Raw genomic sequence first — 26,191 nt, forward strand, 5'->3', positions numbered from 1 at the left:
TTCCCCTTCGACGGACGCAGAAAGCCCCGGCCTCATCGGCCGGGGCTTCGTGCGTTCAGCGTGATGTCGGGACGCTCCCTGTGTCGAGCTTCTCGCCGCCCGGATCGGCAGAGCCGACAGCGGCACTCGCGCTGTGGCCGCGCAACTCGGCTTCCAGGCGCTCCGCCTCTTCGCCGCTGATGGCCTCGCCGCGGGCGACGAGCCCTGCCTGATCCGACAGCGGGATCTGCTTGAGGAACAGCGACAGCACGAACGCGAGCACGATGAACGGCACCAGGTACCAGAACACCGGCGCGAGGGCGTCGGCGTAGGCGGTCACGATGCCATCGCGCACCTCGTCGGGAAGCGAGCTGAGCGTCGAGGGGTCGATCGTGGATGCGGCTTGGGAAGCCGCATCCGGAGAAGCTCCGGCATCCGCGAATACGCCGAGCAGATTCTCCGTGAGCCGGGTCGTGAAGATCGTGCCGAACACGGCCGTACCGAGAGAGGCGCCCACCTCGCGGAAGTAGTTGTTCGTGCTGGTGGCGGTGCCGATCTCGTTCGAGGGCACGGCGTTCTGTACGACCAGGACCACGACCTGCATGATCAGGCCGAGACCGGCGCCGAACACGAACAGGAAGACGCAGATCAGCCAGATCGGCGTCGCCGCCGAGAGCGTGGTCATCGAGACCATCGCGATACCCGTGAGGATCGTGCCGACGATCGGGTAGATCTTGTACTTCCCGGTCTTCGAGATCGCGATGCCCGAGAAGATCGAGGTGCCGATCAGACCCACCATCATCGGGATCATCAGCAGGCCGGACTCCGCGGCAGAGGTGCCGGAGGACATCTGCAGGAACGTGGGCACGAAGCCGATCGCTGCGAACATGCCGATGCCGAGCACGAGGCCGATCGCGGTGGCGTTGATGAAGATCGGGTTGCGGAACAGGCTGAGCGGGATGATCGGGTCCTGCACCCGAGACTCGGTGATGACGAAGGCCGTCGCGGCGACGACCAGCCCGGCGCCCCAAGCCCAGGTGGCGAGGGACCCCCACCCGAATTCCTTGTCGCCACCGAAGTCGGTGAAGAAGATCAGGCACGTGGTCGCGATGGAGAGGAAGATCACACCGAAGATGTCGATCGGCTTCTGAGCTTTCTTCGTCGGCAGCTTGAGGGCGACCAGCGCGATGATGAAGGCCGCGATTCCGACCGGGATGTTGATGTAGAACGCCCACTGCCACGTCAGGTGGTCGACGAAGTAGCCGCCCAGGAGCGGACCGGCGACGGCGGAGAGGCCGAACACGGCGCCGAGCGGGCCCATGTACTTGCCGCGCTCGTTGGCGGGGACGATGTCGGCGATGATCGCCTGCGACAGGATCATGAGCCCGCCGCCACCCAGACCCTGCAGTGCGCGGAACACCACGAACATCCAGAAGTCGGTCGCGAAAGCGCAGCCCACGGAGGCCAGCGTGAACAGCGCGATCGCGATCAGGAAGAGGTTGCGCCGTCCCAGCACGTCGCCGAACTTGCCGTAGATGGGCATCACGATCGTGGTGGCGAGCAGATAGGCCGTGGTGATCCACACCTGGTGATCGACGCCGCCGAGCTGGCCGACGATCGTGGGCATGGCCGTCGAGACGATGGTCTGGTCGAGGCTGGAGAGCAGCATGCCCGCGATGAGGGCGCTGAAGATGATCCAGATGCGGCGCTTGGTGAGCAGGAAGGGCGCATCCTTGGTGGCGGTGGCGGACATTCAGTGGTCTTTCTGTGACAGCGCGTAGGCGGAGCGGGCGACGTCGAGTCGTCGGGTGAGGAGATCTGCGAACGGCTCGGTGGACTGGTGGTGCAGGAGCTGATCCATGCACAGGCGCACGAGGGCGCCGACGGTGTGGACGATGACCTCGGCGCGCAGCGCCGCATCGGTCCCGCTTCCCGTCCGTCGGACGATGAGGGCCATGTCGCGTCGCTCGTTCTTGGACAGCTGCTCGAAGACCGCCTTCAGCAGGCGCGGTTCCTGCTCGATCACGGCGAAGAGGGCCGGAGCATCGTCGAGCGGATTGAAGAGGTCGAATCGGCGGATCGTGAGATCGATGAAGTCGTCGAGCAGGTCTCCATCCTGGGACAGGAAGTCCGCTTCGAGCTGCTCCTGGCGGGAATCGATCACGGCGAAGCCGAAGACCGCGTTCTCCTTGCTCTCGAAGTAGTTGAAGAAGGTGCGGCGGGAGACTCCGACCTCGGCGCAGAGCTCCTCGATCGTGAATCCGGCGAAGCCGTGGTCGGCTGTCAGCGCGCGAGCGGCTTCGGTAAGCGCACGGGACGTCTCGCGCTTGCGCTGCTCACGCAATGAATCTGCACTCTCATTCATAGAGTGCAATTGTGCACTCTGAACCTAAGAGTGCACTGTGAGTCGTGGGCAGCGGCGCGCTCAGAAGAAGTTCGAACGAATCTGTGACGAATCCGTCCCTCGATACGTCTTAGGGGTGTCGATCGAAAACGACCCGCACTCGGCACCGGATGCGGAGCACACACGAGGAGATCAGCATGGCGAACGCAGCAGGCGGCATTCAGGTCCAGGCGACGCAGGTTCCCGCGACCGGGAAGACGACGATTGAAGACGGCGTCGTCGCCAAGATCGCCGGCATCGCTGCGCGCGAGGTCCCGGGCGTCTACGCGCTCGGCGGCGGGGCAGCACGGGTCGTGGGAGCCATCCGCGATGCCCTCAACACCACCGATCTCTCGCAGGGGATCACGGTCGAGGTCGGAGAGACGCAGGTCGCGGTCGACGTGACCATCGTCGCCGAATACCCGGTGTCCCTTCAGAAGGTGGCCGACGACGTCAGGGCGGCCATCCACACCGTGATGGTGGACCTCGTCGGCATGGATGTGGTCGAGATCAACGTGACGATCAACGATGTCCACATCCCCGCGGACGACGATGACGTTGCAGCGGATTCGCGCGTCTGACGCACTCCCGACACGCAGGTGCGACAACAGACTTCCCGCGGCACCGTTCGCGGGAGAGTATTCGGAACCGAGATCCGGGACCGAACGGAGGAAGGAAGAAACCATGAGCGCTGAAGACAAGATCAAGGCCGCTGCAGAGAAGATCTCCGGTAAGGCGAAGGAGGTCGTCGGGAACGTCACCAACGACGACAAGCTCGTCGCTGAGGGCAAGGCCGAGCAGACCAAGGGCAACGTCCGCGATGCTGCCGAGAACGTGAAGGATGCGTTCAAGAAGTAAGCGGACCTCAGGGGAGGGGAGCTGTGCGCCCCTCCCCATCCACACTCGAAAGGACATCTCATGGGCTTCTTCGACTTCCCCCTGTGGGCCTGGGCGCTGGCCATCGGCGGCTCGCTCGTGGTACTGCTCATGTGTGGCCCGATCACCGGCCGTCGCTCTCGAGCGTGAGAGAGCACGCGCAATGGAGTGGCAGACACGCGACAAGGGGTCGAGAACCCGATCCGATGTCGCCGCCGCTCCGAATCTCCTCAGGGATCCGAACGAGGGAGTGAGTAGATGGTTGGGGAACGCTTTCACAGCGCAATGGAGGAGGCGGACGACGGGATCGTCGCCGGCCGTGCCATCGACGGTGATGTCGCGGCCTTCGCGGTACTCGTCCGTCGGTACACGCCGATGATGCGGGCCTACACCCAGCGGATGCTCAACGCCTCGTCAGACGTCGATGACATCGTGCAAGAGGCTTTCGTGACCGCCTGGCAGCGCTTCTCCGAGCTCGAGGATCCGGCGAAGGTCAAGACCTGGCTGATGCGGATCGTGAGTCGGAAGGCCGTCGATCGCATTCGCAGTCTGCGTCCCGTCGTCGATGTCGTCGATGTCGACCAGGAGGCACCGTCGCACGCGTCGCCTCCTCGTGTCGCAGAGGCCCGGGCGGGAGTCGCGGCCCTCGGAGCGGCGCTCCGCGAGCTCCCCGATGCGCAACGAGAGTGCTGGATCCTGCGCGAGATCGGCGGGTACTCGTACGACGAGATCTCCGATGAGCTCGGCATCTCCACGAGCACGGCGCGCGGCCTGCTGGCACGCGCCAGGAAATACATGATCGTACGGATGGAGGAGTGGCGATGACTGACGACCACGATATCCCCGAACTGCGTCAGTTCGGCCTGGAGCCGACCGACCTCGACGGCCACACGCTCGAGGAGCTCTCCGATTACCTCGATGCGGGCAGGCAGCCGGCTGACCCCTCGATCGACGGGTCCCCAGGATGCCAGTTGGCGCTGGACGCCCTCGAACGACTGCAGGGACTCGGCGGACAGCTGATCGACGCCGATGCCGCTGAATCGCCGGACGTCGACCCCCGCTGGGTCGACCGTATTCTGAGCGGTATCGCGTTGGACGCGCGTGCCGGTCGCCGGATTCCTTTCGAGGCGCCGGAGCCCTCCGTCGATCTCGGGATCACGGAAGGCGCCGTGCGCGGACTGATCCGCTCAGCGGAGAACGCGGTTCCCGGCGTGCTCGTCGGTCGCTGCCGACTGGACGGTGACGTGACGGTGCCGGGCGCGCCGATCCGTATCGACATCGAGGCCAGCGCGCGATTCGGAGAGTCGATCCCCCGCATGGTCGAGCGGCTGCGGGCGGAGGCGGAGCAACGTCTGCGTGCGCACACCGAACTCAACATCGTCGCGATCGATGTGAGGATCCGCGACGTCTACGACGTGTCGGCCTGGGCGGAGAGGAGCCGATGATGACAGGGCAGATGGAGCTGGCCGCCGCGATCGATGCGGCGGTGCGGGCGACCCCGGGCGTGGACGACATCTACCGCTCCGGATCGCTGATCTCGAATCTGGTGGAGGCCGGCGCGGCCGCGCTCGGTGTGCGCGGCGCGGACGAACCGCTCGTGGCCGTGGTCGAGGGTGACGACGGGGTGCGGGTCGAGGCGTCGGTCGGCGTGGACTTCGCGGTCAGCGCCCCGGCGACTCTCGCGGCGGTCGGGAACGCCATCACGGCTCTGCTGGATGCGCGAGGCCTGCGCACCGCAGCCATCACACTCACGGTCGTCTACGTGCATTCGCGCGAGGCGTCCTGAGCTACGGCCGGCCCCGGCCGTAGGAGAAGCGCCGCTCGCCCCTCCGTGAGCGGCGCTTCTCGAACTTTCCGTACCGGTGGGGTCAGGCGATCGCGCGCAGCCCGTCGACGAGCGGCGTCGTCGGACGACCGATCAGGCGTGCCAGCGTGCCGTCGGTGTCGCCGAGGGCACCACCGCGGATGCCGGCGTCGAGCGCGACGACGAAGCCGACGGTTCCGGCGTCGAGTCCCGCCGCTTCGAGAGCAGCGGACTGCTCCTCCGCGGTGAGCGAGCGATACTCGACCGGGCGACCGGTGACTTCGGCGATGGCGGCGGCAAGATCGTCGTAGTTCCACGCGACGTCTCCACCGAGCTCGTAGGCCTGGCCGATGTGGCCGTCTTCGAGCAGCACGACCGCCACGGCCTCGGCGAAGTCCTTGCGGCTGGCGGAAGCCACTCGGCCTTCTCCGACACCTGCCGCGAGCACACCCGTCTCGGCGGCGCGCGCGAGGTCGGCGGCGTAGTTCTCGGTGTACCAGTTGTTGCGCAGGATCACGGCGGGCAGCCCCGCGGCGGCGATGAGCTCCTCGGTCGCCTTGTGCTCGGGTGCGAGCACCAGGTCACTGGTCGGAGCCTTCGGGGCGCTCGTGTAGACGAACTTCGTCACGCCGGCCGCCTTTGCCGCATCGATGACAGCCTGGTGCTGGGCCACGCGGCGCCCGACCTCGGAACCGGAGACCAGGGCGACGGCATCCACACCGTCGAGAGCGGCGGCGACGGTCGCGGGCTGGTCGTAGTCGACGACGGCGACAGCCACGCCGAGAGCGCTCAGATCAGCGGCCTTGGCGACGTCGCGCACGCCGGCGACGATCGACTGCGGTGCGGCCCCGCGCTCCAGGAGGCTGTCGATGATGAGGCGGCCGAGGTTGCCGGTCGCGCCGGTGACGAGAATGGTCATGGGAGTCCTTTCGTAAGTGACACCACCGACAACCGGGAGACGACGACAAACCTTCCAATCCGCAGGTACCCACTTTGAAGTAAGGTACCTACATGACGGTGAGTTTTGCGCAGATAAAGGAAACAGCACCCATGCTCTTCGAGCAGGGGTGCGGCACGCGCGTCATCCTCGATCACATCATGAGCAAGTGGGGAGTGCTGGTGCTGTCGTCGCTCTCCGAGGGCACCCGTCGCTGGGGAGAGCTGCGCCGCGAGGTCGACGGCATCAGCGAGAAGATGCTGGCCTCGACGCTGCGCACGCTCACCGATGACGGTCTCGTGCACAGGGAGTCGTTCCCCACGGTGCCACCTCACGTGGAGTACAGCCTCACCCCGCTGGGTCGGGACCTGATGGAGCGTATGCTCCCTCTCGTCGAATGGGTCGCCGACAATGCCGACGGGATGCTCCGCCGCACGGCCTGACCCTTGACCGGGCCTCTCCCGCGGCCCTATGTTCACACCATGTCGACAACGCCAATCCGCCTGGAACGACCCGACGGCAAAGGACTGGCCACCGGCACACTGGGGCTCTGGGGATCCACCGTCATCGGACTGGCTTCCACGGCTCCCGTGTACTCGCTGGTCGCCTCGCTCGGGTTCGTGGTCATCGCCGTCGGCGCGCAGGCGCCGATCGCCTTCGTCATCGCCTTCGTGCCGATGCTGCTCATCGCCTTCGCCTACCGAGAGCTCAACAACGCCGTTCCCGATTGCGGGACCACCTTCACCTGGGGGACCAAGGCGTTCGGGCCGTGGGTCGGCTGGATGGGCGGATGGGGTGTCGCAGTCGCCGGAATGGTCGTGCTGGCGAACCTGGCGCAGATCGCCTCTGTCTACTTCTGGTCGCTGATCGGACAGGAGCTGGAGAACAACGACTGGCGCGTGGTCGTCCTCGCCGTCCTCTTCATCGCCGCGATGACCTGGGTCAGCTGGCGAGGGGTGGAGATCGGCGAGCGCATCCAGAACGTCCTCCTCGGCATCCAGTACCTCGCCCTCGCGATCTTCGTGGTGACCGCACTCTGGCAGTTCTTCGCCGGCACGGCTCCGGGCGCGACCGCGTTCGACTGGGAGTGGATGAACCCGTTCGCCTTCACCGACTGGTCCGGTTTCACCGAGGCCATCCTGCTCGCCCTCTTCATCTACTGGGGGTGGGACACCTGCCTGGCGTTGAACGAGGAGACCAAGGACCCCAAGCGCATCCCCGGCCGTGCGGCGCTGCTCACCACCGTCATCCTGCTGTTCACCTATGTCACGGTCACGATCGCGGCGATGATGTACGCGGGTCTCGGCGAGACCGGAACCGGCCTGGGCAATGAAGCCAACGCCGACGACTTCTTCCTCGCGATCAAGGACGGTCTGCTCGGTCCGTTCGGCTGGGTGCTCGTGGTCGCGGTGATCATCTCGGCGATCTCCTCGACGCAGACCACGATCCTGCCGACCGCCCGTGGCACTCTCGCGATGGGCGTGTATCGCGCGCTCCCCGCGAAGTTCAAGGACGTGCACCCGACGTACAAGACCCCGTCGTTCTCGACCATCGTCATGGGCGTCGTCGCTTCGGTCTACTACGTCGGGATGACGCTGATCAGCGACAACATCCTGCAGGACTCGATCCTGTCTCTGGGCCTCGCGATCGCCTTCTACTACGCCATCACCGGTTTCGCCTGCGTCTGGTACTTCCGTGCCGACGTGTTCCGCTCGCCGAGAGAGTTCTTCTTCAAGGGACTGTTCCCGCTGCTGGGCGGGCTCATGCTGACCGCGGCATTCGTGCAGTCCGCGATCGACATGTGGGACGTCGACTACGGCTACACCGTGCTGTTCGGCATCGGTGGAACGTTCGTGATCGGTATCGGCTCTCTGGCCTTCGGGCTCGTGCTGATGTTCGCCTGGTACGCCTTCCCGCGGTCCAAGCGGTTCTTCCGCGGCGAGAGCCTCAACCGCGACACCGAGGTCATGGTGCCCGACGAGCCTGGCGACTTCATCCGGTCGATCGACGGCGGAATCTGACCGAGGGGTGCCGTCGACCTAAGCTTGCTTCGTGCGCATCCGGCTCGACATCGCTTACGACGGCACCCACTTCCGCGGGTGGGCACGGCAGCCGACTCTCCGCACCGTGCAGGGTACTCTCGAGGCGGCATTGGCCCGGATCGTCGGCTCCGACGTGCGGTTCGTCGTTGCCGGCCGCACGGACGCCGGTGTGCACGCGCAGGGTCAGGTCGCGCATGTCGACCTCGACGACACGCAGTGGTCGCGCATCGAGGCGCGCCAAGGTCGTTCTCCCCAGGACCCGGCCGGATCGATCGCCGGACGCATGCGCGGCGTACTCGGCGCGTACTCCGATGTCACGGTCACGCGATCCGCTGAGGCTCCGGAAGGATTCGATGCCCGCTTCTCGGCCGTGTGGCGCCGGTATCGGTACCGTCTGGCCGACCAGCTGGCCGGGTTCGATCCGCTGCGTCGGCACGACACCACGACCGTGCGCGGGCGATTGGACGAGAAGGCCATGGATGCCGCGGCCCAGAGCCTCATCGGACTCCACGACTTCGCGTCGTACTGCAAGCCTCGCGATGAGGCGACCACCATCCGCACGCTGCTCGACTACCGCTGGTCCCGCGACGCCGACGGTGTGCTGATCGCCGAGGTCAAGGCGGACGCCTTCTGCCACAGCATGGTGCGGGCACTGGTCGGCGGCTGTGTGGCTGTGGGGGAGGGGCGCCTCGACGTCACCGACCTGGTCGTGCTCAGAGACGCGGTGACGCGCACGAGCGAGTTCAAGGTGCTGGCGGCGCGCGGTCTCACCCTCATGGAGGTCGGGTATCCGGCCGACGACCTGCTCTCAGCGCGTGCCGAACAGACGCGCGCTCGCCGCGACAGCGAGTAGCGGCCGTCTGGGACCGAGACTCGGCTCCCGAGAGAAGGGCTGTCCTGCGCGGGAGTCAAGAAGATGCCCGAGCCCGAGCCCGGGCAGAGCGGGAGGGTCGGTGCATGTCACCGACCCTCCCGCTCGAAACGCTGTCGTGGTTCAGCTGCCGGCGAGCTGCTGGTCCAGGTCCTGGATCGCGCGCATCATGCCCAGCAGCGACTCGGACATGTCGTTGATACCGTCGACCGCGGTCTTCAGACCCGTGGTCAGCTCCGTGTATCCCTCACCGAACTTGCCCGACGCGTGCTGCGTCTTGAAGTCATCACCCAGAAGAGTGTCGACCTGACCCTTCAGCGTGTCCAACTGCCCCTGAATGTCATCACGAGCCTGCGACAGCGACGACGCCACCTGCTCCATCTCTGCATAAGACGCACCGAAATCGGCCATCGTCCACACCTCCGGAAATCGTTTGGATCGGACCACTCCGGCCCTGATAACTCCACCCTAAGGACAAACCATCAGGGCCGTCGATGGGGACAACTCCCCATGCGGCCTTCCCCTGCCGGCATATCGGCGCGGCGGCATCCGTCTCGGCTGATCGCGGTCCGCTCTGCGGCCGCCTCCCCACAAGGCGACCGCAGCGGCGGGAACGCCACCGCGGGGTCCCAGACGCATCCGCGGTGGCGGCGGTCCTGCGAGCCGAGGGAGAGTCGCACCGGAACCGTATGCTGAACCTACGTGAACGGCCTTCACGGGATGCCGGGGGAACTGTGACGGAAGCGAACGGCGATCCCCGCGGTGCTTTCGCCGCAGGATTGCGCGCCGCGATCTCGGATCGTGGCATCACACTCGCACGGCTGCAGTCGCTCCTCGCGGACGACGGGAACCGGGTATCGATGGCGACGCTGAGCTACTGGCGCTCAGGCGCTCGGCAGCCGGAGGGCGCGCAATCACTGGCGGCGGTCGAAGGCATCGAGGACCGACTCGGCCTGCACCGCGGACACCTCACCAGTCTGTTGGGGCCCTCGACCCGGCTCGGTCCGGTGGTACCGCCTCGGCTGCCGTTCGACGAGGAGCGCGAGCAGCGCGAGACCGCGGAGACGTTCGCCGCGTTGCGATCCGTGCCGCAGGAGACGCTGCGCGATCTCTCGACCCAGGTCACGGTGTACGTCGGTGCACGCGGCGCGGTCGAGAAGATCGTCATGCGGTCGCTCGTGCAGGCGGTCAGAGGCGTGATCACCGAGATACCGCTGATCGACGTGGCGCCGGAGGAGACCGAGATGATGTCCGTGATCTCCGACGTCGTCGGCGGACGCATCGACCGCGAGTATCTGCATCCCGGCCGCCTGCTCTCAGGCGTGGTGATCGCGCTCGACGAGCCGATCACGATGGGTGGCACCACGCTCATCGAGTTCACCGAGACTTTCCCTCCCGGGTATCCGGCGCGCCAATCCGCGTGGCATGCGACCGCGCGACCGGCTCGCGAGTCGCTGATCTGGGTGCACTTCTCACCCGCGGCGCTGCCCAGCTGGTGTGAGGAGTACATCGAGACGGAGGACGAGTACTCCGCGACGATGCGCTCGCTGCAGGGAGGGTCGGTGCACCTCGTGCGGCACGGTTTCGGGCCCGGCGTCCTCGGGCTGCGCTGGGGGTACGACCGCTGAGGTTCGGTCTGATCAGGTGGAGGAGCGTCGGCGGTGAATCGGTGAGCTTTCCACCGATCGGATACGTGTTTGCCACCCGACTCCAAGCCGGACGGGCTAGCGTGAGAAGCGATGAAGGTCATCTCCTACAACCTGCGCAAGCACCGTGCCGCCACCGAGCTCGTGGCGCTGGTCAGCCAGCACGAACCCGACATCCTCTGTCTGCAGGAATGCGATGTGCAGGGGCTGCCTGAGCGCATCGGCGACCTGGTGCTCGCCGACGCGACCCAGGGCAATCGTCTCGGCCTTGCGCTGTACTACCGGACGAACACCTTCCGTCTGCAGCGGATCCGCGCGATCGAGCTGAAGAAGTCCTTGCACGACCGCATGCTCAAGCCTGCCCACGAACGCGTGCTCGGTGCCCGGCTGCTCGACATCGACAACGGGCGCGAGCTGATCGTCGCCTCGTTCCACGCCGCACCGCTCACGGCGCTCAACTCCCTGCGGCGTCATCAGATCCGTGCGGCGCTCTCCGCCCTCGCCGAGCTCGGTGAGGGACTCCCGCAGTTGATGGTCGGGGACTACAACTATCCGGTCTTCAAGGAGAACCTCGGCCAGGCCGTGCGCAACCACGGCTACGCTCTCACCCTCAGCGACGACCACACGTACACGCGATATCGCGTGTTCCGTGGCCACTACGACTTCGCGACATCCGTCGGATTCGAGGTCGACGCGATCACCACGCTCCCGCAGGGATCGAGCGATCACCGCCCGATCCTGGTGACGGTGCATCCGGATTAGTCGCAGCGCCCGGTTTGAGGTAACACGCCCGGGTGGCGTATGCTGTCTCTTTGGTGCCGTTCCCCGTGCTCGGAGGACGGCGACCATCCGAACGTGAGCCCTCCACTGGCGTGTTCCCCTCTCGATGAGATCGCGAGGAAGAACCACCCCGGAGTGGGATTCACGAACTTCTCCGTTCGACACAAGAAAGCAGCACTATCGTGACGCGCACTTACACCCCGAAGGCCGGCGAGGTCCAGCGTGACTGGGTCGTCATCGACGCCACCGACGTCGTTCTCGGCCGCCTGGCTTCGCACGCCGCTACGCTCCTGCGTGGCAAGCACAAGCCCACCTTCGCCAACCACATCGACTCGGGTGACTTCGTCATCATCGTGAACGCCGAAAAGGTGGCGCTCACCGGTCAGAAGCTCCAGAAGAAGCTGGCCTACCGCCACTCCGGTTACCCGGGCGGCCTGAAGTCGGTCACCTACGCCGAGCTCCTCGAGAAGAACCCGGTCCGCGCTGTGGAGAAGGCCATCCGTGGCATGCTCCCCAAGAACAGCATCGGCCGCCAGCAGCTGTCGAAGCTCAAGGTGTACGTCGGTGCTGAGCACCCGCACGCCGCGCAGCAGCCGACGCCGTACACCCTCGACCAGGTCGCCCAGTAAGCGCCGTAAAGACTTAAGGACATACTCGTGGCTGACATCCAGGACACCACCGAAGCTCAGAACTACTCGACGTCGACTCCCGAGACCGAAGCAGTCGAGGCGGCTCCCCGCCCCGTGCTCAGCGTCCCGGGTGCCGCTGTCGGCCGTCGCAAGCAGGCCATCGCCCGCGTGCGCATCGTCCCCGGCTCCGGCACGATCACGGTCAACGGCCGTACGATCGAGGACTACTTCCCGAACAAGCTGCACCAGCAGCTGATCAACGACCCGTTCACCGTGCTGAACCTCACCGGTGCATACGACGTCATCGCTCGCATCTCCGGTGGTGGCCCCTCGGGCCAGGCCGGCGCGCTGCGCCTCGGCATCGCCCGTTCGCTGAACGGTATCGACGAGGAGAACAACCGTCCGACCCTGAAGAAGGCCGGCTTCCTCTCGCGCGACGCTCGCGTCAAGGAGCGCAAGAAGGCTGGACTCAAGAAGGCCCGCAAGGCGCCTCAGTACTCGAAGCGTTAAGGTCCACTGCTCCGATGCCGATCTTTGGCACGGACGGTGTGCGAGGACTTGCCAATGGCATCCTCACCGCCGACCTGGCGCTCACCCTGGCCCAGGCGACAGCTGTCGTCCTGGGCCAGGGCCGTACTGCGGAGGCTCGCAAGGCCGAAGGCAAGCGACTCACCGCAGTGGTCGCCCGGGATCCTCGGGTCTCCGGACACTTCCTGACTGCCGCGGTCTCCGCGGGACTCGCCTCATCGGGCGTCGATGTGCTCGAGGCCGGGGTCATCCCCACGCCCGCACTGGCGTTCCTCGTCGCTGACCGCGATGCCGACTTCGGCGTCATGATCTCGGCGTCGCACAACGCCGCGCCCGACAACGGCATCAAGATCTTCGCTCGCGGTGGCGTGAAGCTCCCGGACGAGGTCGAACTGCGCATCGAAGAAGCGATGTCCGGAGAGATGCTGCGCCCCACCGGCGCCGGCGTCGGACGGATCGACCGCTTCGCCGACGCGGAGGACCGCTACGTCGTGCACCTGCTCGGCTCGCTCCCGAACCGTCTCGACGGCATCCACGTCGTGCTCGACTGCGCGCACGGCGCGGCCTCCGGAGTCTCGCCCGAGACCTTCCGTGATGCCGGTGCCGAGGTGACGGTGATCGGTGCGGATCCCGACGGTCTCAACATCAACGACGGCGTGGGCTCGACCCACCTCGACAACCTCGCAGAGGCCGTCGTGCGCCTGGGCGCCGACATCGGCATCGCCCACGACGGCGACGCGGATCGCTGCCTGGCTGTCGACGCGCAGGGCGCTCACATCGATGGCGACCAGATCATGGCGATCCTCGCGGTCGCGATGAAGCAGCGCGGACATCTCACGGACAACACCCTCGTGGCGACCGTGATGAGCAACCTCGGCCTGCACGTGGCGATGCGCGAGAACGGCATCACGGTGCGCCAGACGGCAGTCGGCGACCGCTACGTGCTCGAAGACATGAACCGCGGAGGCTACGCCCTCGGTGGCGAACAGTCCGGTCACGTGATCATGAGCGAGTTCGCGACGACCGGCGACGGTCTCCTCACCGGCCTGCACCTGGTCGCGGAGATGGCCCGCCAGAAGAAGTCGATCGCCGAGCTTGCCGCAGTTATGACCGTGTACCCGCAGGTGCTCATCAACGTCCGCGATGTCGACAAGGATCGCGTCGTCGACGATGAGGGCGTGCAGCACGCGGTGCGCGCTGTCGAGACGGAACTCGGTGACAGCGGCCGAGTGCTGCTGCGCAAGTCCGGCACAGAGCCGCTGGTGCGGGTCATGGTCGAGGCGGCGGATGCCGAATCGGTGCAGACCTACGCAGAGCGCCTCGCCGACGTCGTCCGCGAGCGCCTCGCGCTCTGACGAGTCTTCGCTTCACGAAGCCGGCCGACCGCTGATCACAGCGGTCGGCCGGCTTTCTTCGTCACGCGACCTGGGCACCCTGCCCACCCTGATCAGGGGGCGGCGCAGATGCGGTACGGGCTGCCATCGATGATCGTCTCCGTGGCGCACGTGAGACCCGTCAGACGGGGAACCTCCGCCATCGCGGTCGCGTCGAACAGGCCCACGTGTGCTCCTGTGAGCACGATCGCAGGGATTGCGGCGCCCCAGGGCTCGGCAGCGAGCCACTCCGTGCCGGTATCGGAGACCCATTCGGTGAGCGGGGCCACAGCAGCCCGTTGATGCGCCAGAGTCTGGTCTCGTGGGGTGAAGCTCGACGCAGTGTGAGCGGTGGCGCCGACGCCGACGACGAGGGCGAATGCGGTCGCGGTCACGGCGGCGAACCGCGCGGCGTTCCCGCGCGGGAGGCGTCGAGCCGACCAGACAGCGGTGGCGGCGAGTACCGGGACGAACGCGAAGATGCCGACGCTCGGATGCCGCACCCAGAGTGGCAGGTGCGAGGCCGTGGCCCACCAGAGGATGAAGGTGAGCGTTCCCAGCGCGGCGGCCGAGCCGTAGGCGAGCACGAGACGATCCGCAGACAGGGGAGCCCGGTGTGCGATGACCACTGCGGTGATGATCGCGGCGACCAGCAGCAGGGCGGCGAGGGCTGCGACCGGAGCAGGCACTGACCAGGAATCGGCGAGCGTCATCAGCTTCTGCAGCACTGTCGTGGACGCGCCCTGGCCTCCGCTGCGGACGAAATGCACCAGATCTCGGAGGTGCTGCACGTATCCCGATCCGCCGAGCGACAGCAGCGCAGACAGCTCGACCAGCAGCGTGGGCGTGCCGACGAGCACCAGCGGCAACCAGGAGCGGCGCAGGAAGTCGCGCAACCGCGCCCACCCTTGCCCGTCGGACAGAATCCACAGCGCGAGGGCGAAGGCAGGCAGGGCCAGCAGCGCGATGAGCTTCGCCTGCACGGCGAGACCGACCAGCAGCCCGGCGAGCCAGGCGCGCCGCGGCAGTGCGACGAGCGCCCAGACCAGGAGGGCGGCCGCGGGTATCTCGCCGAGCAGGTCGGCAGGCCCCTGGATCGGCGAGACACCTGCCGAGGTCGTGAAGGCGAGCGGTACCGCGAGCGCGAGCAGAGCGGCCCAGCGCCCGCCGATCCGGCGGCCGATGATCGCGAGCCCGACGAGCAGCAGCAGCCAATAGGTGAGAGGAATCAGCCGCGCGCCGATCACCATGTCGACGCCGGTCGTGAGCACGGCGGCGACGGGGAGAAGTACAGCGGGCCCGGTGGAGATGCGCGGATCGAAGGGGGTGATGGTCGAACCGGACAGCGCGCCGTCGCTGGAGTATCCCAGCCCGGCGAGCAGATTGCGCGGGACGGTCAGGTTGAACGCCTCGTCTTCCCAGAAGCGCCACACCACCAGGCTGTGCCACGACACGATGGCATGACCGATCACGAGGGCTGCCGCCAGCGCCCAGAAGAGCACGGTGCGACCCCGGATCATCGGAGGACGCGCTCCGGGCGGCGGATGGCGCGGAGCGGCGCCTGGGGTCGCAGCGAAAGTGTCCACGCCTCGAGCAACGCGACCCTGACGAACTGTCGGAGTCGTTTGGGCGGTAGCGTGACGCCGGCCCCGCGGCCCCACATGGTCCCGGTCGTCGATGAACCGCGCCGGGGGATGCTGGCCACGCGCAGGTAGCGCACCGTGAACCCCGCCCGCGCCTCCGCGAGCGAGAAGTGCACGTGCGGTACCGACGCATCGGCGGGGATCGCATCGACCAGAACCTGAAGCGCTTCCGGCCGGTAGGCGCGCAGCGGGGTGTTGACGTCGGGGACGCGACGCCCGGCTGCGCCGGCCACCAGGACCCCGACCGCCGAGGTGAGCACTTTGCGGTACCACGGGTCGGTGCGTCCGTCGCGCACGCCGTGCACGACATCCGCGTTCTCGCGGAGCAGTGCCGAGATCAGTCGGGGGAAGTCGGTTCCGTAGAACTGCCCGTCGCCGTCGACGTGCACCAGCACATCCGGTGCAGCGGCCAGGCCGGCACGGTATGCGGCGAGTGCGGTCGGGCCGTGCCCGCGGTTCGTGGGCTGCACCTCGACGGTCACATCGTCGACGCCGTCGAATACTGTCGCCGTGGCATCCGTCGAGCGGTCGTCGGCGATGTGGAAGCTGACCTGGTCTGCCAGGGGGGAGACGGCGCCTCTGATCTCATCGATGAACTCGCCGATGCCCTCCGACTCGTTGTACGCCGGCATCACGATGGCGAGATGGGCGATGGTCACGGGTTCCTCCGAACTGCCGCGTTCGGAGAGGGCGCGCGCAGCAAGTAGCCTAGTCGAGTCATGAAACCAACCTCCCGATTGCGGCGTCTCGCCGGCCTGGGCAGTCGCTTCCTCATCGTCGGCGGGTTGAGCACGCTGATCGAGATCGGTGTCTTCAACCTTCTCGTCTACGTGTGGGGGTGGGACGTCGTCTCCGCGAAGATCGTCGCCTCGCTGGTCGCGCTCGTCAACGCCTACTTCGGCAACCGCGAGTGGACCTTCCGGCACCGTGACCGACGCGGACGGATCAGTGAGCTCGTGCTCTTCATCCTGACCAACGTCGCCTGCACGGCGATCGGTGCGGGACTGGTCTGGCTCGGCGTCGAGTTGGCGGCGGGAATCCTGGGCCGAACGCCCGGGCCGATCGCTGTGAACGGCGTCAACCTCGTGAGCATCGTGATCGTCGTGGCGCTGAGGTTCGTGCTCTACCACTCGATCGTCTTCCGCTCGCCGACTCCCCGCTGACTCACTGTCGGCATCACTGCGCCGACTCCGCACGCCTCGCTGCCTTTCGCGCGGCCCTCGTTCCGGCGGCACCACCGAGCTCGTGGGTCGACCCGTAGGTGTACGCACCGTAGCCGTAGCTGTCGGGACCCTTCGTGGGCAGCATCGTGATCACGACGCCGAGGAGGTCGACACCCGCGGTCTGCAGGGTGCGGAGCGCGCCCTGCAGCTCGGGCTTGCGGGTCTTTCCCGATGCCGCGGCGAGGATGATTCCGCGGGTCTTCTTGCCGATCACGGCGGCATCCGTCACGAGCAGGAGCGGGGGAGCATCGATCAGGATGTAGTCGAAGTACTCTTCGAGCGTCGAGAGCACGGTGTCCATCGCACTGGAGCCGAGCAGCTCGCTCGGGTTGGGTGGGACCGGTCCGCTGGGCAGGACGTAGAGCTCATGCGTTCCCCACTTGCGCAGTGCCTCGGACAACGGCACCTGGCCGATCAGCACGTTGGTGAGTCCGACCCCGCCCTCCATCGCCATGTAGTCGGCGATGCGGGGCAGGCGCAGATCGCCATCGATCAGGGCGACGCGAGCACCGGTCTCGGCGAGTGCGATGGCGAGGTTCGCCGTCGTCGTCGACTTCCCCTCGCCGGGACCTGAGCTCGAGACGACGAAGGTGCGGGAGTCGGCATCGACGTCGAGGAACTGCAGGTTGGTGCGCAGCGTGCGGAACGACTCGGCCCGGGGGCTTCGCGGATCGGCGTGCACGATCAGCGGTCGCTTGGGTGCGTCAGGGTCGAAGGCGATACCACCGAGAAGCGGTCGGTCGGTGAGCGCTTCGAGGTCGTGGAGAGTGTGGATGCGGGTGTCGAGGACCGTCCGCAGGACTGCGAAGCCGATACCCGCGGCGAGTCCGAGGAATCCGCCGATGATGATCAGCAGCGGGATGTTCGGGCTGGAGGGGGTCGTGGGTACCGCCGCCGGGTTGGTCACCGTCACGTGCACGGGACTCACGCCACCCTCGACGGCCGGTCGCTCGAGGGTGTTCTGCACGGCATCGGTGAAGCTGATCGCCGTCTGGTCGGCGATGGCGGCGGCGCGCTTCGGATCGGTGTCGGTGACCGAAATGTTGATCATCACCGTGTTCAGCGGCGTGCTCGCCGAGATCTTTCCCGCGAGCTGACGCGCGGTCATGTCGAGGCCGAGCTCCTCGATCACCGGGTCGAGCACGAGCGCCGTGCCGATCGTGTCGACGTAGCTGGTGACCATCTGGCGGGCGAAGGTGGTTCCCTGCACGAGGTCGCCGGTTGCGGCGCCTTCCGTGCGCACCGAAACGTAGAGCTGGGTGGACGTGACGTACTTCGGCGCCTGCAGATACGCGTATGCACCGCCGCCTGCGAGGCCGACCACGAGCAGGACGAGGATCGCTATCCAGTTCTTCTGCAGGATGCGGATGTAGTCGCGGAGTTCCACGTGGTCTTTCCTTCGTTCTTCTTCTCGCTCGTGGCGATGGTCAATAGGTTCTCGGGGCGGCAGCGGCTGCTGTTCAGCGTGCGCCGTCGCCGTACCCGTAAGCGCCGACCAGCGTCTTGTCGGGTCCGCGGGCGGGCATCATGGTGACGACGGTCCCGAGGACCTTGGCGCCGACGTTCTCGATATTGGTGACGGCGTCGCGAACCCGGGGGATCACGGACTTGCCGGCGGCTGTGACGAGGATCGCGCCGGACGTGCGCCGGGCGACCACCGCAGCATCCGTCACGAGCACGACAGGCGGGGCGTCGATGAGGATGATGTCGAACGCCTCGCGGAGGTCGGCGAGGAGGCCGGCCATCTCGGATGATCCGAGGAGCTCTGCCGGGTTGGGCGGCACGGTTCCGGAGGGCAGCACGAAGAGCGTGCCGCGTCCCCACCGCTGCAGCGCATCGGTGACGGCGAGACGACCCGCCAGCACCTCGGTCAGGCCGACGCCTCCCTCGATGCCGAAGTAGTCCGCGATGCGGGGCAGGCGCAGATCGGCATCGATGAGGGCGACCGTGGCGCCTGTCTCGGCGAAGGCCAGGGCGAGGTTGGCGACCGTGGTCGATTTGCCCTCGCCGGGGCCTGCGCTCGTGACCACGTACGACGGCGTCTCGCCGGCCGGTGAGAGGAATTGCACACTGGTGCGGAGCGACCGGTAGGACTCGGGGCGCGAACCGGTCGCTCCGCCCGACACGACCAGCGGCTGTGTACCTGCGGATGCGTCGAACGTCGTCGTGCCGAGGACCGGCGCACCCGTCGCCTCCGCCGCATCCTCGATCGTGCGCACGCGCGCATCGAGGACGGTGCGGAGCACGATGATGACGATTCCGGCCGCCAAGCCGAGCAGACCGCCGCCGATCAGGGCGACCGTGCGGTTCGGGGCGGAGGGGGCCGTGGGGACGACAGCCGGCTGGATCATGTCGATCCGCACGATGCTCCTACGGGTGTCGGACGGACGTTCGAGCTGCTCGGCGACAACCGTGGCGAAGCTGTCGGCCACGGCGTTGGCGATGCGCGCGGCGCGGCCCGGCTTGCCATCGGTGACGCTGATCGAGATCGTGGTCGACCCCGGCGCTGCCGACACCGACACGAGGTCGGCGAGGGCGGCGGTCGTCTCTGGCAGCCCGAGCTCGTCGATCACGGGCTGCAGGACGATCGAGCTGGGGATGATCGCCACGTAGCTGCCGACGGCCTGGAGAGCGTAGCTGCGTGCGAGGTTCAGCTCGGCGGTCGTGGCGGCGCCCTCGACGCTCTGAGCCTGGCCGATCACGAGAACTTCAGCGGTCGTCGAGTAGCGCACAGGAGCAGTGAGGCCGTAGAGCACGCCGGCGGACAGCCCGATCAGAGTGAGGGACACGAGCAGCACGATGTACTGTCGCAGTGCGCGCAACGACGACTGGACGTTCATGGCCCCCCACGAGTTCAGATACTCCGGCGATCGCCGTATCCTCGTTAGACAATACCTGTCACTTCTGCGGCGGCCTGTCGCGAAACGTCTCTCGATGCGGCGGGGAGAGGGGCTCACGCATGGCGTTCGACGAGATCTTCGACCTCGACAAGACGCGCGACCGTTCGCTGTTGCGCGAGCCGGATGCGAAGTCGCTCGCCGGAGAGCTCGATGCGGTGGTCGGACGCCGACGGGGCACGCGGATCAGTGCCGGTGCCGGGCACGATGTGCCGCGACTGGTGGCGATGGTCGAGGCCGCAGCGGCCGACCGGGTGCCGGCGACCGTGTCGCCCGAACCGCGGACGACCCGGCGATCGCCTCGGCGTCTCGATTGGATGACGGTGGTCGCCGGGGGACTGGCGGTGGTCGCGGTCGCGATCGCCTCGACGCTCACGGCTGTGCAGATCGCGACAGCGAGTCCGGTCGGCGATGCCCTGGTGCTGCTCGAGTCGGATGAGGATGGGCTGGCCGCGGCGGAGCAGGCGCTCTCCTTCTCGCGCAGCCGCATCGAGCAGCAGATCGAGACCGGGCAGGCACGAGCGGCGGCTCTGCAGACGAACCTGGCGTCGCTCACTCCGGACCCCGATGAGAGGCCGTTCGTCGGGGAGGATGCGCTCATCGCGATGGCGACAGCCGCAGCCGCGTACCAGGCGGCGCTCGACGCCGCGACGTTGCCGGCGGCGCTTCCGGCGTGGACTCCCGCGAAAGTCGACGAAGGCTCGCTCGCGAGTGTCGCCTCAGCGCTCGATGAGGTGCAGGAGCGCTCGGCGCTCGTCGACGCGGCGACGACGGAACTGCGCGGGGTGCGCACGGCCGTCGAGGGCGCCGACGCGGCGTTCGCTGCGGCCCTTGACGTCTTCGCGACAGCGCTCGCCAGCGGGGTCGAGGCGGAGCTCGATGCGTCGCCCGATCCGGATCAGGCTCTGCGCGATGCGGTGCAGGCGGCGAGCGCCCGCGCGGCCGCGACCGATCTCACCACCCCGGAAGGGGCAGTGGCGCTGCGCGCTTACGCCGACAGCGTGAGGGCGTTGCGCGCGGATCAGCTGCGTATCGCCATCGAGCTCGAGGAACGGTCTCGCCAGAACCAGACATGGAACCCGGGGACAGGGAACGAGCCGACCGCGCCGACGAACCCGGGGACGGGCAATCCGGGAACAGGGAACCCGGGCCCGACCGACCCCGGTCCGACGGATCCGGAGCCGACTGATCCGGAGCCCGATCCCGCCGGTTGAACGCTGCGGCACGCGCGTTCTGTTGCGTTTTCTGACGTAAGTTGATGCGTTGTTCAGCCAATATCTCGATCGGGCCGCGTAATCGCGGCGCTTCGGCGTTTTCGTGGCGCGCTCCTGTGTCACGATGGAACCGATACATCGGTCACCATGTAGGAACCAACCCTCTCGTCGGGCCCCAGACCTGGGCGAGAGGATCGGCGCGTTCACGCGCTCGCGGGGGGAATAGCAGTGCCATCGGGTTCTGATCTGAAAGAAGCGGTCTCAGTCGAGCAGAAGCGACGACGTCTCGCCGCGGCGATCGTCGACAGCGCCGCCTGGGCCGTCGGCATCGTGGTCGCCGTGATGGTCCGGTTCGAGTTCGACGCGTCGATCAACGGATGGATATCGATGGTCGTGCTGGCGGTGGTCGCCGCTGCGGGGCAGATCATCATCGGCTATTACCTCGCGTTCTACCGTGGCCGCTTCTCTTACGGGTCGTTCGATGAGGTGCGGGCGCTCGGGCTGGCAGTCACGGCGCAGGCGACCGTGCTGGCGGTGATCGTCATCGTCCTCGGACCGGTGATAGGCCTGCCTCGAGGTACGGTCATCGTCGCGTTCCCGTTCGTGCTGCTCCTGATGTTCGGCGTGCGCTACAGCGCCAGGCTCGTCATAGAACGGAGCCGGAAGCCACGTGACGAGGCGGAGCCTGCGTTGATCATCGGCGCCGGCCATGTCGGCGACATCCTGCTCCACAACATGACGACCGATCCTGCGTCGCCGCTGCGTCCGGTCGGCATCCTCGACGATGACCCGTCGAAGAAGAACCTGCGTCTGCGTGGCGTTCCGGTTATCGGCCGCACCACCGAGATCGTCGCGGCGGCGGAGGACACCGGCGCGACGACCGTCGTCATCGCCATTGGCCAGGCGGACAGCACTCTGCTGCGACGACTCACCGACGATGCGGAACGTGCCGGTCTACGGGTGACGATCACTCCCACGCTGACGAACATGATCACGGGCGAGGAGTCAGCGCAGGATCTGCGCGACATCAGCATCGAGGACCTCATCGGCCGCCATCCGGTCGACACCAATGTCGAGCTGATCGCGGGATACATCACCGGTCGCCGGGTGCTGGTGACCGGCGCCGGAGGGTCGATCGGCTCAGAGCTCTGCAGGCAGCTGGCGAAGTACGGCCCCAGTGAGCTCATCATGCTCGACCGCGACGAGACCGGGCTGCAGATGGCGCAACTGGTCACATCGGGGAACGGCCTTCTCGACTCTCGCGATGTGGTCCTCGCCGACATCCGTGAGGAGACGAATCTGGTCGCGATATTCGAGGACCGTCGCCCGGAGGTCGTGTTCCATGCGGCCGCGCTGAAGCACCTCCCGATGCTGGAGCAGTACCCCGACGAAGCCTGGAAGACGAACGTCCTCGGCACGCTGAACGTGCTCACTGCCGCACGTTCGGTGGGCGTCGACACCTTCGTCAACATCTCGACCGACAAGGCCGCGAACCCCACCAGCGTGCTGGGGCACTCCAAACGTGTGGCGGAGAAGCTCACTGCCTGGGCCGGCGAAGAGACCGGCATGCGCTACCTGTCGGTGCGCTTCGGCAACGTGATCGGCAGCCGCGGGTCGATGCTGCCCACGTTCCAGACGCTGATCGAGGCAGGCGGGCCGATCACGGTCACGCACCCCGATGTCACCCGCTACTTCATGACCATCCCAGAGGCGTGCCAGCTCGTCATCCAGGCCGGTGGGATCGGTCGCACCGGCGAGGTGCTCATCCTCGACATGGGGGAGCCGGTGTCGATCCTCGAAGTCGCTAAGCGGATGATCGCGATGTCAGGCAAGAAGATCGAGATCGTGTTCACCGGGCTCCGCCACGGAGAGAAGCTGCATGAGGTGCTGGTGGGCACGCAGGAGAATCTCGAGCGTCCGTTCCACCCGAAGGTCTCGCATACCCGTGCCGACTCGATCTCGCCTGAGCGTCTCGACAAAGCGGGGTGGGAAGCACGGATGTCGGCCGTTCCTCGGAACAACGACACCGCCATTCTCAACGCGGAGGAGCTCCGCGCCACAACACTCGCTAAGGGCTCGGAGTGACTGCACCCCTGTGGCTGGCCCTTCTGCTCGGTCTGGCGGTCACATCTCTGGCACTGCCTGCGGTGAGACCGATGCTGACTCGATACGGTGTGATCGATGAGCCGAACCAGCGTTCCTCCCATGTGCGCGCCACACTGCGCGGGGGTGGCGTCGCGATTCTGCCGGCGTTCATCTGCGGCGGTCTCGTCCTCACGTTCGTCTTCCCCGCGGCGGCAGTACCGGTAGCCGTCATCATCCTGGCGGCGGTCTCCGCCGGCGTGCTTGGGCTCATCGAGGACGTGCGAGGCGTCTCTGTGCCCGTCCGTGCAGTCCTGCAACTCGTGATCGGGCTCGGCGTAGCGGTGCCGCTCGTGATCGTCACCGGTAACAGTTGGGTGTGGGCCGCAGTCGCCGCTTTCTTCGTCATGGGCTACATCAACGTCGCCAACTTCATGGACGGCGTCAACGGCATCTCCGGCATGCATGGAGTCGTCGCAGGGGGTATGTACGCGGTCGTGGCCATGATCTACGGACTCGACTGGACCGCGGCGATCGGCTTGATGGTGGCGGGTGCCTACCTGGCCTTCCTCCCCTGGAATCTCAGCAGACCCGGTCTCTTCCTCGGCGACGTCGGAAGCTACCTGCTCGGTGCGAGCGTGGCCGCGCTCGGCGTCTGCTTGACACTCTTCGGTGTCTCGCCGTTGCTGACCATCGCCCCGGTAGCGATCTACCTGACCGACACAGGTGCGACCTTGGTGCGGCGGGCAGCCCGCGGCGAACCTGTCTTGCGCCCTCACCGCACTCACGTCTACCAACGGATGCTGGACACCGGGATGGGACATGTCGGTTCCGCCGCCCTGGTATCGCTCTTCACCGTCGGCGTGTTCGCGATCGCGCTTCTTCCGCAGCTCTCCGGGGTGGCCCCGGGGGTATCGCTCGTGGGAATGGTCGCGCTGTGCGCTGTCTACCTGGCGTTGCCGCGCCTACGCGGCCACAAGCTCGCCCCAGTGCCCGCGTTGACGCTCGAGCCTTTCCACGCGCCGGCTCCGACGCGGACTCCGGAGGGTTTCTCTCCAGCGAGGTGGGCCGTGTTCGGCGCCAGCGGGTTCGTCGGCAGCGCTGTCGCTGACCGGCTCTTGGCGGAGGGGTTTGACGTGCTCCGCGTCCCTGGCCCACGGGTGACCCTCGCGCCGGATGTGGCCTCGCCTCAGACGATCGCGGAGCTCGCCCGAGAGGATGTCGCGGTGGCGTCGCTCGCCGATCGATTGGAAGGCATCGATGTCGTGATCAACGCAGCCGGACTGGCGAGTCCGGATGCCGCCGCCGACGACGTCCTCTACGGGGCGAACGCTCTTCTCCCAGCGATCATCCGCAGCGCTTCGTCTCGTGCCGGAGTCCAGAGAGTTGTGCACATCAGCTCGGCCGCTGTGCAAGGTCGTCGTGCAGTGCTCGATGAGACTGCCGACGCAGCGCCGTTCTCTCCGTACTCGCGATCCAAGGCGCTCGGTGAACGGGCGTTTCTCGCGTCAGTGGACGACGTTCAGGCCATCGTCGTCAGGGCGACCAGCGTCCAGGGAACGGGACGGGGGACGACCCGGAGCTTCCGACGGATCGCTGCTTCTTCGCTCGCAAGCGTGGCGGGCGACGGATCGCAGCCGACGGTCGTGAGCAGCATCGACGGTCTGTCTGACTACATCAAGCACGTGGGGTCCGCTTCGACGGGAATCAGGTCCATCATGCTCCAGCCGTGGGAAGGATGCTCGGCTGAGGAGGTCCTTCGTGCGGCGGGGGGGAAGGCACCGTTGCGGCTGCCTCGCTGGCTGTGTCAAACCGCACTGGCTCTTGCACGAGGGGTAGGGCGAGTCGTCCCCGAGATCGCCGGGGCTGGACGCAGGCTGGAGTTGATGTGGCTCGGACAGGCGCAGATCGACGCCCCCGACGGGTACCGCCCGATCCCGAGATCTCATCTCATCGCGATACTCCAGGCAGACGGCGAGGGTCGCGCATGAGAATCGGTATCCTCTCGCAGTGGTACGACCCGGAACCGGGACCCGCAGCGCTTCCCGCCATCTACGGGCGGGAGATGATCCGCCAAGGCCATTCGGTTCGCGCCCTCACGGGATTTCCGAACTACCCCGACGGCAAGGTTCATGACGGCTACCGCATCCGTCGCAAGACCGTCGAGAGACGCGATGGAGTCGACGTGCATCGCGTCGCCCTGTACCCGCAGCACAGCCGCTCCGCAGTGGGACGGGTGCTCAACTATGCCTCGTTCGCGGCATCCGCAGCGCTCTCCGGCGGGGCTGCGTTGAAGAATGCGGATGGGGTGTGGGTGTATAACTCGCCCGTGACGGTGAGCCTGCCGCTGCTCATGCACACCCGGCGTGGCGCAATCCCCTACTTCCTTCATGTGCAGGATCTCTGGCCGGATTCCCTTATCGCAAGCGGCATGGTCCCGGAAGGATGGATCGGCGACCGCGCGGCCGCGATGATCCGCCGCATCGTGAAGGTCACCGAGCGGAAGGCGACGACGGTGGGAGTGATCTCGCCCGGCGTCCGGGAGCTCATTCTCGAGCGGCACACGCAATTGGATCCAGCCAAGATCGTCTATGCTCCGAACCCGACGAACGAGCAGCTCTTTCGACCGGTCGGGGAGATCCGTCAGGAGCTCGGCGTCGAGCCGTCCTCCGATCAGACGATCGACTTCATGTATGCCGGGGCGATCGGAGATGTTCAAGGGCTCGACACCGTTCTGGATGCCGCCGCGCTGCTGCGCGATATCCCGGCCATCAGACTGACCATCTACGGAGACGGGATCAGCCGTGAGCGACTCGAGCGACGCACAGCAGATGAACGTCTGGACAACGTGCGATTCATGGGACGTGTCGACCAAGATGAGATCCCGGAACTGATCGCCAGGTCCCACATCCAGCTGGTGAGTCTCGCTTCGAGCCCATTCCTTCGTTTCACGACTCCCAGCAAGATTCCGAGTCTGCTGGCGTCGGGAGTGCCGATCGTCGGCCAGATCGGCGGAGACGGCGCCGACCTGATCCGAGCTGCGGGCGCGGGCCTGGTCGTGGAACCCGGCGACGCCGCAGCGCTGGCCGGTGCGATCGCGCGGATGGCGGAGAGCGGGCCGGAGCAATGGCATGCTTTTGGGGAAAGCGGTCGACGCTACTACTCCTCACATCTCTCGGTCGCCTCCACCACGAGCATCATCCTGGACTCCCTCGGAGCCCCACAGCCGCACATTCAGGACTGAGGTATTACCTGTGTCAAACAACTACGACGGTGCACGTGTG

The 26,191-nt window shown here is 66.9% G+C and carries 26 protein-coding genes; 18 read left to right on the plus strand and 8 right to left on the minus strand.

Annotation, left to right across the window (positions count from 1 at the left end):
* Positions 1 to 55: 55 nt before the first annotated feature.
* Together MRBLWO12_RS01175 and MRBLWO12_RS01180 are read right to left on the minus strand one after the other, a co-directional pair.
* Positions 56 to 1,732: an MDR family MFS transporter gene (locus MRBLWO12_RS01175; protein WP_363551882.1), complete on the minus strand. Its 1,677-nt coding sequence runs from the start codon at positions 1,730 to 1,732 to the stop codon at positions 56 to 58.
* Positions 1,733 to 2,344 carry a TetR/AcrR family transcriptional regulator gene (locus MRBLWO12_RS01180; protein WP_363551884.1) on the minus strand — a complete coding sequence of 204 codons (612 nt, stop codon included), beginning with the start codon at positions 2,342 to 2,344 and terminating at the stop codon, positions 1,733 to 1,735.
* Between the two features lie 176 nt (positions 2,345 to 2,520).
* Here MRBLWO12_RS01180 and MRBLWO12_RS01185 point away from each other — a divergent pair, with 176 nt between their 5' ends.
* The 5 genes from MRBLWO12_RS01185 to MRBLWO12_RS01205 all read left to right on the plus strand — a co-directional run bounded on the left by MRBLWO12_RS01185 (position 2,521) and on the right by MRBLWO12_RS01205 (position 5,024).
* Complete coding sequence (locus tag MRBLWO12_RS01185; protein WP_363551886.1) at positions 2,521 to 2,943, plus strand: Asp23/Gls24 family envelope stress response protein; 423 nt, start codon at positions 2,521 to 2,523, stop codon at positions 2,941 to 2,943.
* Between the two features lie 103 nt (positions 2,944 to 3,046).
* Entirely contained in the window at positions 3,047 to 3,220 is a 174-nt protein-coding gene (locus tag MRBLWO12_RS01190; protein ID WP_247629287.1) for a CsbD family protein, read from the plus strand.
* A gap of 276 nt (positions 3,221 to 3,496) precedes the next feature.
* Positions 3,497 to 4,063 carry an RNA polymerase sigma factor gene (locus MRBLWO12_RS01195; RefSeq protein WP_363551888.1) on the plus strand — a complete coding sequence of 189 codons (567 nt, stop codon included), beginning with the start codon at positions 3,497 to 3,499 and terminating at the stop codon, positions 4,061 to 4,063.
* Positions 4,060 to 4,683, plus strand: coding sequence for a hypothetical protein (locus MRBLWO12_RS01200; RefSeq protein WP_363551890.1), 624 nt, complete (start codon positions 4,060 to 4,062; stop codon positions 4,681 to 4,683). Before MRBLWO12_RS01195 ends, MRBLWO12_RS01200 begins: the two co-directional genes overlap by 4 nt.
* Positions 4,683 to 5,024, plus strand: a complete 342-nt coding sequence (locus tag MRBLWO12_RS01205) for a hypothetical protein (protein ID WP_363551892.1) — start codon at positions 4,683 to 4,685, stop codon at positions 5,022 to 5,024. Before MRBLWO12_RS01200 ends, MRBLWO12_RS01205 begins: the two co-directional genes overlap by 1 nt.
* 82 nt (positions 5,025 to 5,106) lie before the next feature.
* On the opposite strand, the gene MRBLWO12_RS01210 is transcribed toward MRBLWO12_RS01205, so the two are convergent.
* The gene (locus MRBLWO12_RS01210) at positions 5,107 to 5,961 is read right to left on the minus strand and encodes an SDR family oxidoreductase (protein WP_363551894.1); all 855 of its coding nucleotides are present in this window, start codon (positions 5,959 to 5,961) and stop codon (positions 5,107 to 5,109) included.
* Between the two features lie 92 nt (positions 5,962 to 6,053).
* On the opposite strand from MRBLWO12_RS01210, the gene MRBLWO12_RS01215 reads away from it, so the two are divergent.
* From MRBLWO12_RS01215 to truA, 3 genes are read left to right on the plus strand one after another with little or no spacing between them, the layout of a single operon-like run.
* On the plus strand, positions 6,054 to 6,422 hold the full coding sequence (locus MRBLWO12_RS01215) for a winged helix-turn-helix transcriptional regulator (protein ID WP_363551896.1): 369 nt from the start codon (positions 6,054 to 6,056) through the stop codon (positions 6,420 to 6,422).
* A 39-nt stretch (positions 6,423 to 6,461) separates the two neighbouring features.
* Complete coding sequence (locus tag MRBLWO12_RS01220) at positions 6,462 to 8,000, plus strand: APC family permease (RefSeq protein ID WP_363551898.1); 1,539 nt, start codon at positions 6,462 to 6,464, stop codon at positions 7,998 to 8,000.
* Positions 8,001 to 8,031: 31 nt separating this feature from the next.
* Entirely contained in the window at positions 8,032 to 8,874 is an 843-nt protein-coding gene (truA, locus tag MRBLWO12_RS01225; RefSeq protein WP_363551900.1) for a tRNA pseudouridine(38-40) synthase TruA, read from the plus strand.
* Between the two features lie 141 nt (positions 8,875 to 9,015).
* On the opposite strand, the gene MRBLWO12_RS01230 is transcribed toward truA, so the two are convergent.
* Complete coding sequence (locus MRBLWO12_RS01230) at positions 9,016 to 9,303, minus strand: WXG100 family type VII secretion target (RefSeq protein ID WP_052678951.1); 288 nt, start codon at positions 9,301 to 9,303, stop codon at positions 9,016 to 9,018.
* Between the two features lie 323 nt (positions 9,304 to 9,626).
* Between MRBLWO12_RS01230 and MRBLWO12_RS01235 the strand changes: the two genes are divergently transcribed.
* The 5 genes from MRBLWO12_RS01235 (at position 9,627) to glmM (ending at position 13,830) form a co-directional block, all read left to right on the plus strand.
* Positions 9,627 to 10,520 carry a hypothetical protein gene (locus MRBLWO12_RS01235; RefSeq protein ID WP_363551902.1) on the plus strand — a complete coding sequence of 298 codons (894 nt, stop codon included), beginning with the start codon at positions 9,627 to 9,629 and terminating at the stop codon, positions 10,518 to 10,520.
* A 111-nt stretch (positions 10,521 to 10,631) separates the two neighbouring features.
* Positions 10,632 to 11,300 (plus strand): endonuclease/exonuclease/phosphatase family protein, encoded by a 669-nt coding sequence (locus MRBLWO12_RS01240; RefSeq protein ID WP_363551904.1) that lies wholly within the window; start codon positions 10,632 to 10,634, stop codon positions 11,298 to 11,300.
* A 200-nt stretch (positions 11,301 to 11,500) separates the two neighbouring features.
* Positions 11,501 to 11,947 (plus strand): 50S ribosomal protein L13, encoded by a 447-nt coding sequence (rplM, locus tag MRBLWO12_RS01245; RefSeq protein WP_047520838.1) that lies wholly within the window; start codon positions 11,501 to 11,503, stop codon positions 11,945 to 11,947.
* A gap of 27 nt (positions 11,948 to 11,974) precedes the next feature.
* The gene (gene rpsI / locus MRBLWO12_RS01250; RefSeq protein ID WP_363551907.1) at positions 11,975 to 12,457 is read left to right on the plus strand and encodes a 30S ribosomal protein S9; all 483 of its coding nucleotides are present in this window, start codon (positions 11,975 to 11,977) and stop codon (positions 12,455 to 12,457) included.
* Positions 12,458 to 12,471: 14 nt separating this feature from the next.
* Positions 12,472 to 13,830: a phosphoglucosamine mutase gene (gene glmM / locus MRBLWO12_RS01255; protein ID WP_363551909.1), complete on the plus strand. Its 1,359-nt coding sequence runs from the start codon at positions 12,472 to 12,474 to the stop codon at positions 13,828 to 13,830.
* Between the two features lie 92 nt (positions 13,831 to 13,922).
* On the opposite strand, the gene MRBLWO12_RS01260 is transcribed toward glmM, so the two are convergent.
* Positions 13,923 to 15,368, minus strand: coding sequence for a hypothetical protein (locus tag MRBLWO12_RS01260; RefSeq protein WP_363551911.1), 1,446 nt, complete (start codon positions 15,366 to 15,368; stop codon positions 13,923 to 13,925).
* On the minus strand, positions 15,365 to 16,150 hold the full coding sequence (locus MRBLWO12_RS01265) for a glycosyltransferase family 2 protein (RefSeq protein WP_363551913.1): 786 nt from the start codon (positions 16,148 to 16,150) through the stop codon (positions 15,365 to 15,367). The genes MRBLWO12_RS01260 and MRBLWO12_RS01265 overlap by 4 nt, the downstream gene beginning before the upstream one ends.
* Positions 16,151 to 16,210: 60 nt before the next feature.
* Here MRBLWO12_RS01265 and MRBLWO12_RS01270 point away from each other — a divergent pair, with 60 nt between their 5' ends.
* Positions 16,211 to 16,654, plus strand: a complete 444-nt coding sequence (locus MRBLWO12_RS01270; RefSeq protein ID WP_363551915.1) for a GtrA family protein — start codon at positions 16,211 to 16,213, stop codon at positions 16,652 to 16,654.
* A 13-nt stretch (positions 16,655 to 16,667) separates the two neighbouring features.
* On the opposite strand, the gene MRBLWO12_RS01275 is transcribed toward MRBLWO12_RS01270, so the two are convergent.
* The gene (locus MRBLWO12_RS01275; protein ID WP_363551917.1) at positions 16,668 to 18,101 is read right to left on the minus strand and encodes a polysaccharide biosynthesis tyrosine autokinase; all 1,434 of its coding nucleotides are present in this window, start codon (positions 18,099 to 18,101) and stop codon (positions 16,668 to 16,670) included.
* A gap of 73 nt (positions 18,102 to 18,174) precedes the next feature.
* A complete protein-coding gene (locus tag MRBLWO12_RS01280; RefSeq protein WP_363551919.1) occupies positions 18,175 to 19,554 on the minus strand; it encodes a polysaccharide biosynthesis tyrosine autokinase in 1,380 nt (459 codons plus the stop codon).
* A 119-nt stretch (positions 19,555 to 19,673) separates the two neighbouring features.
* Between MRBLWO12_RS01280 and MRBLWO12_RS01285 the strand changes: the two genes are divergently transcribed.
* From MRBLWO12_RS01285 to MRBLWO12_RS01300, 4 genes are all read left to right on the plus strand, one after another.
* A complete protein-coding gene (locus MRBLWO12_RS01285) occupies positions 19,674 to 20,825 on the plus strand; it encodes a hypothetical protein (protein WP_363551921.1) in 1,152 nt (383 codons plus the stop codon).
* A 228-nt stretch (positions 20,826 to 21,053) separates the two neighbouring features.
* Positions 21,054 to 22,910: a polysaccharide biosynthesis protein gene (locus MRBLWO12_RS01290; protein ID WP_363551923.1), complete on the plus strand. Its 1,857-nt coding sequence runs from the start codon at positions 21,054 to 21,056 to the stop codon at positions 22,908 to 22,910.
* Complete coding sequence (locus MRBLWO12_RS01295) at positions 22,907 to 24,898, plus strand: NAD-dependent epimerase/dehydratase family protein (RefSeq protein ID WP_363551925.1); 1,992 nt, start codon at positions 22,907 to 22,909, stop codon at positions 24,896 to 24,898. The genes MRBLWO12_RS01290 and MRBLWO12_RS01295 overlap by 4 nt, the downstream gene beginning before the upstream one ends.
* Positions 24,895 to 26,151 carry a glycosyltransferase family 4 protein gene (locus tag MRBLWO12_RS01300; protein ID WP_363551927.1) on the plus strand — a complete coding sequence of 419 codons (1,257 nt, stop codon included), beginning with the start codon at positions 24,895 to 24,897 and terminating at the stop codon, positions 26,149 to 26,151. The genes MRBLWO12_RS01295 and MRBLWO12_RS01300 overlap by 4 nt, the downstream gene beginning before the upstream one ends.
* Positions 26,152 to 26,191: the final 40 nt, after the last annotated feature.

Source organism: Microbacterium sp. LWO12-1.2 (assembly GCF_040675875.1).
Taxonomy (GTDB): domain Bacteria; phylum Actinomycetota; class Actinomycetes; order Actinomycetales; family Microbacteriaceae; genus Microbacterium.

Coding starts and splice junctions, on each gene's coding strand:
- MRBLWO12_RS01175 (WP_363551882.1), bottom strand. CDS start 1,732: ATGTCCGCCACCGCCACCAAGGATGCGCCCTTCCTGCTCACCAAGCGC.
- MRBLWO12_RS01180 (WP_363551884.1), bottom strand. CDS start 2,344: ATGAATGAGAGTGCAGATTCATTGCGTGAGCAGCGCAAGCGCGAGACG.
- MRBLWO12_RS01185 (WP_363551886.1), top strand. CDS start 2,521: ATGGCGAACGCAGCAGGCGGCATTCAGGTCCAGGCGACGCAGGTTCCC.
- MRBLWO12_RS01190 (WP_247629287.1), top strand. CDS start 3,047: ATGAGCGCTGAAGACAAGATCAAGGCCGCTGCAGAGAAGATCTCCGGT.
- MRBLWO12_RS01195 (WP_363551888.1), top strand. CDS start 3,497: ATGGTTGGGGAACGCTTTCACAGCGCAATGGAGGAGGCGGACGACGGG.
- MRBLWO12_RS01200 (WP_363551890.1), top strand. CDS start 4,060: ATGACTGACGACCACGATATCCCCGAACTGCGTCAGTTCGGCCTGGAG.
- MRBLWO12_RS01205 (WP_363551892.1), top strand. CDS start 4,683: ATGACAGGGCAGATGGAGCTGGCCGCCGCGATCGATGCGGCGGTGCGG.
- MRBLWO12_RS01210 (WP_363551894.1), bottom strand. CDS start 5,961: ATGACCATTCTCGTCACCGGCGCGACCGGCAACCTCGGCCGCCTCATC.
- MRBLWO12_RS01215 (WP_363551896.1), top strand. CDS start 6,054: ATGACGGTGAGTTTTGCGCAGATAAAGGAAACAGCACCCATGCTCTTC.
- MRBLWO12_RS01220 (WP_363551898.1), top strand. CDS start 6,462: ATGTCGACAACGCCAATCCGCCTGGAACGACCCGACGGCAAAGGACTG.
- MRBLWO12_RS01230 (WP_052678951.1), bottom strand. CDS start 9,303: ATGGCCGATTTCGGTGCGTCTTATGCAGAGATGGAGCAGGTGGCGTCG.
- MRBLWO12_RS01240 (WP_363551904.1), top strand. CDS start 10,632: ATGAAGGTCATCTCCTACAACCTGCGCAAGCACCGTGCCGCCACCGAG.
- glmM (WP_363551909.1), top strand. CDS start 12,472: ATGCCGATCTTTGGCACGGACGGTGTGCGAGGACTTGCCAATGGCATC.
- MRBLWO12_RS01260 (WP_363551911.1), bottom strand. CDS start 15,368: ATGATCCGGGGTCGCACCGTGCTCTTCTGGGCGCTGGCGGCAGCCCTC.
- MRBLWO12_RS01270 (WP_363551915.1), top strand. CDS start 16,211: ATGAAACCAACCTCCCGATTGCGGCGTCTCGCCGGCCTGGGCAGTCGC.
- MRBLWO12_RS01280 (WP_363551919.1), bottom strand. CDS start 19,554: ATGAACGTCCAGTCGTCGTTGCGCGCACTGCGACAGTACATCGTGCTG.
- MRBLWO12_RS01285 (WP_363551921.1), top strand. CDS start 19,674: ATGGCGTTCGACGAGATCTTCGACCTCGACAAGACGCGCGACCGTTCG.
- MRBLWO12_RS01300 (WP_363551927.1), top strand. CDS start 24,895: ATGAGAATCGGTATCCTCTCGCAGTGGTACGACCCGGAACCGGGACCC.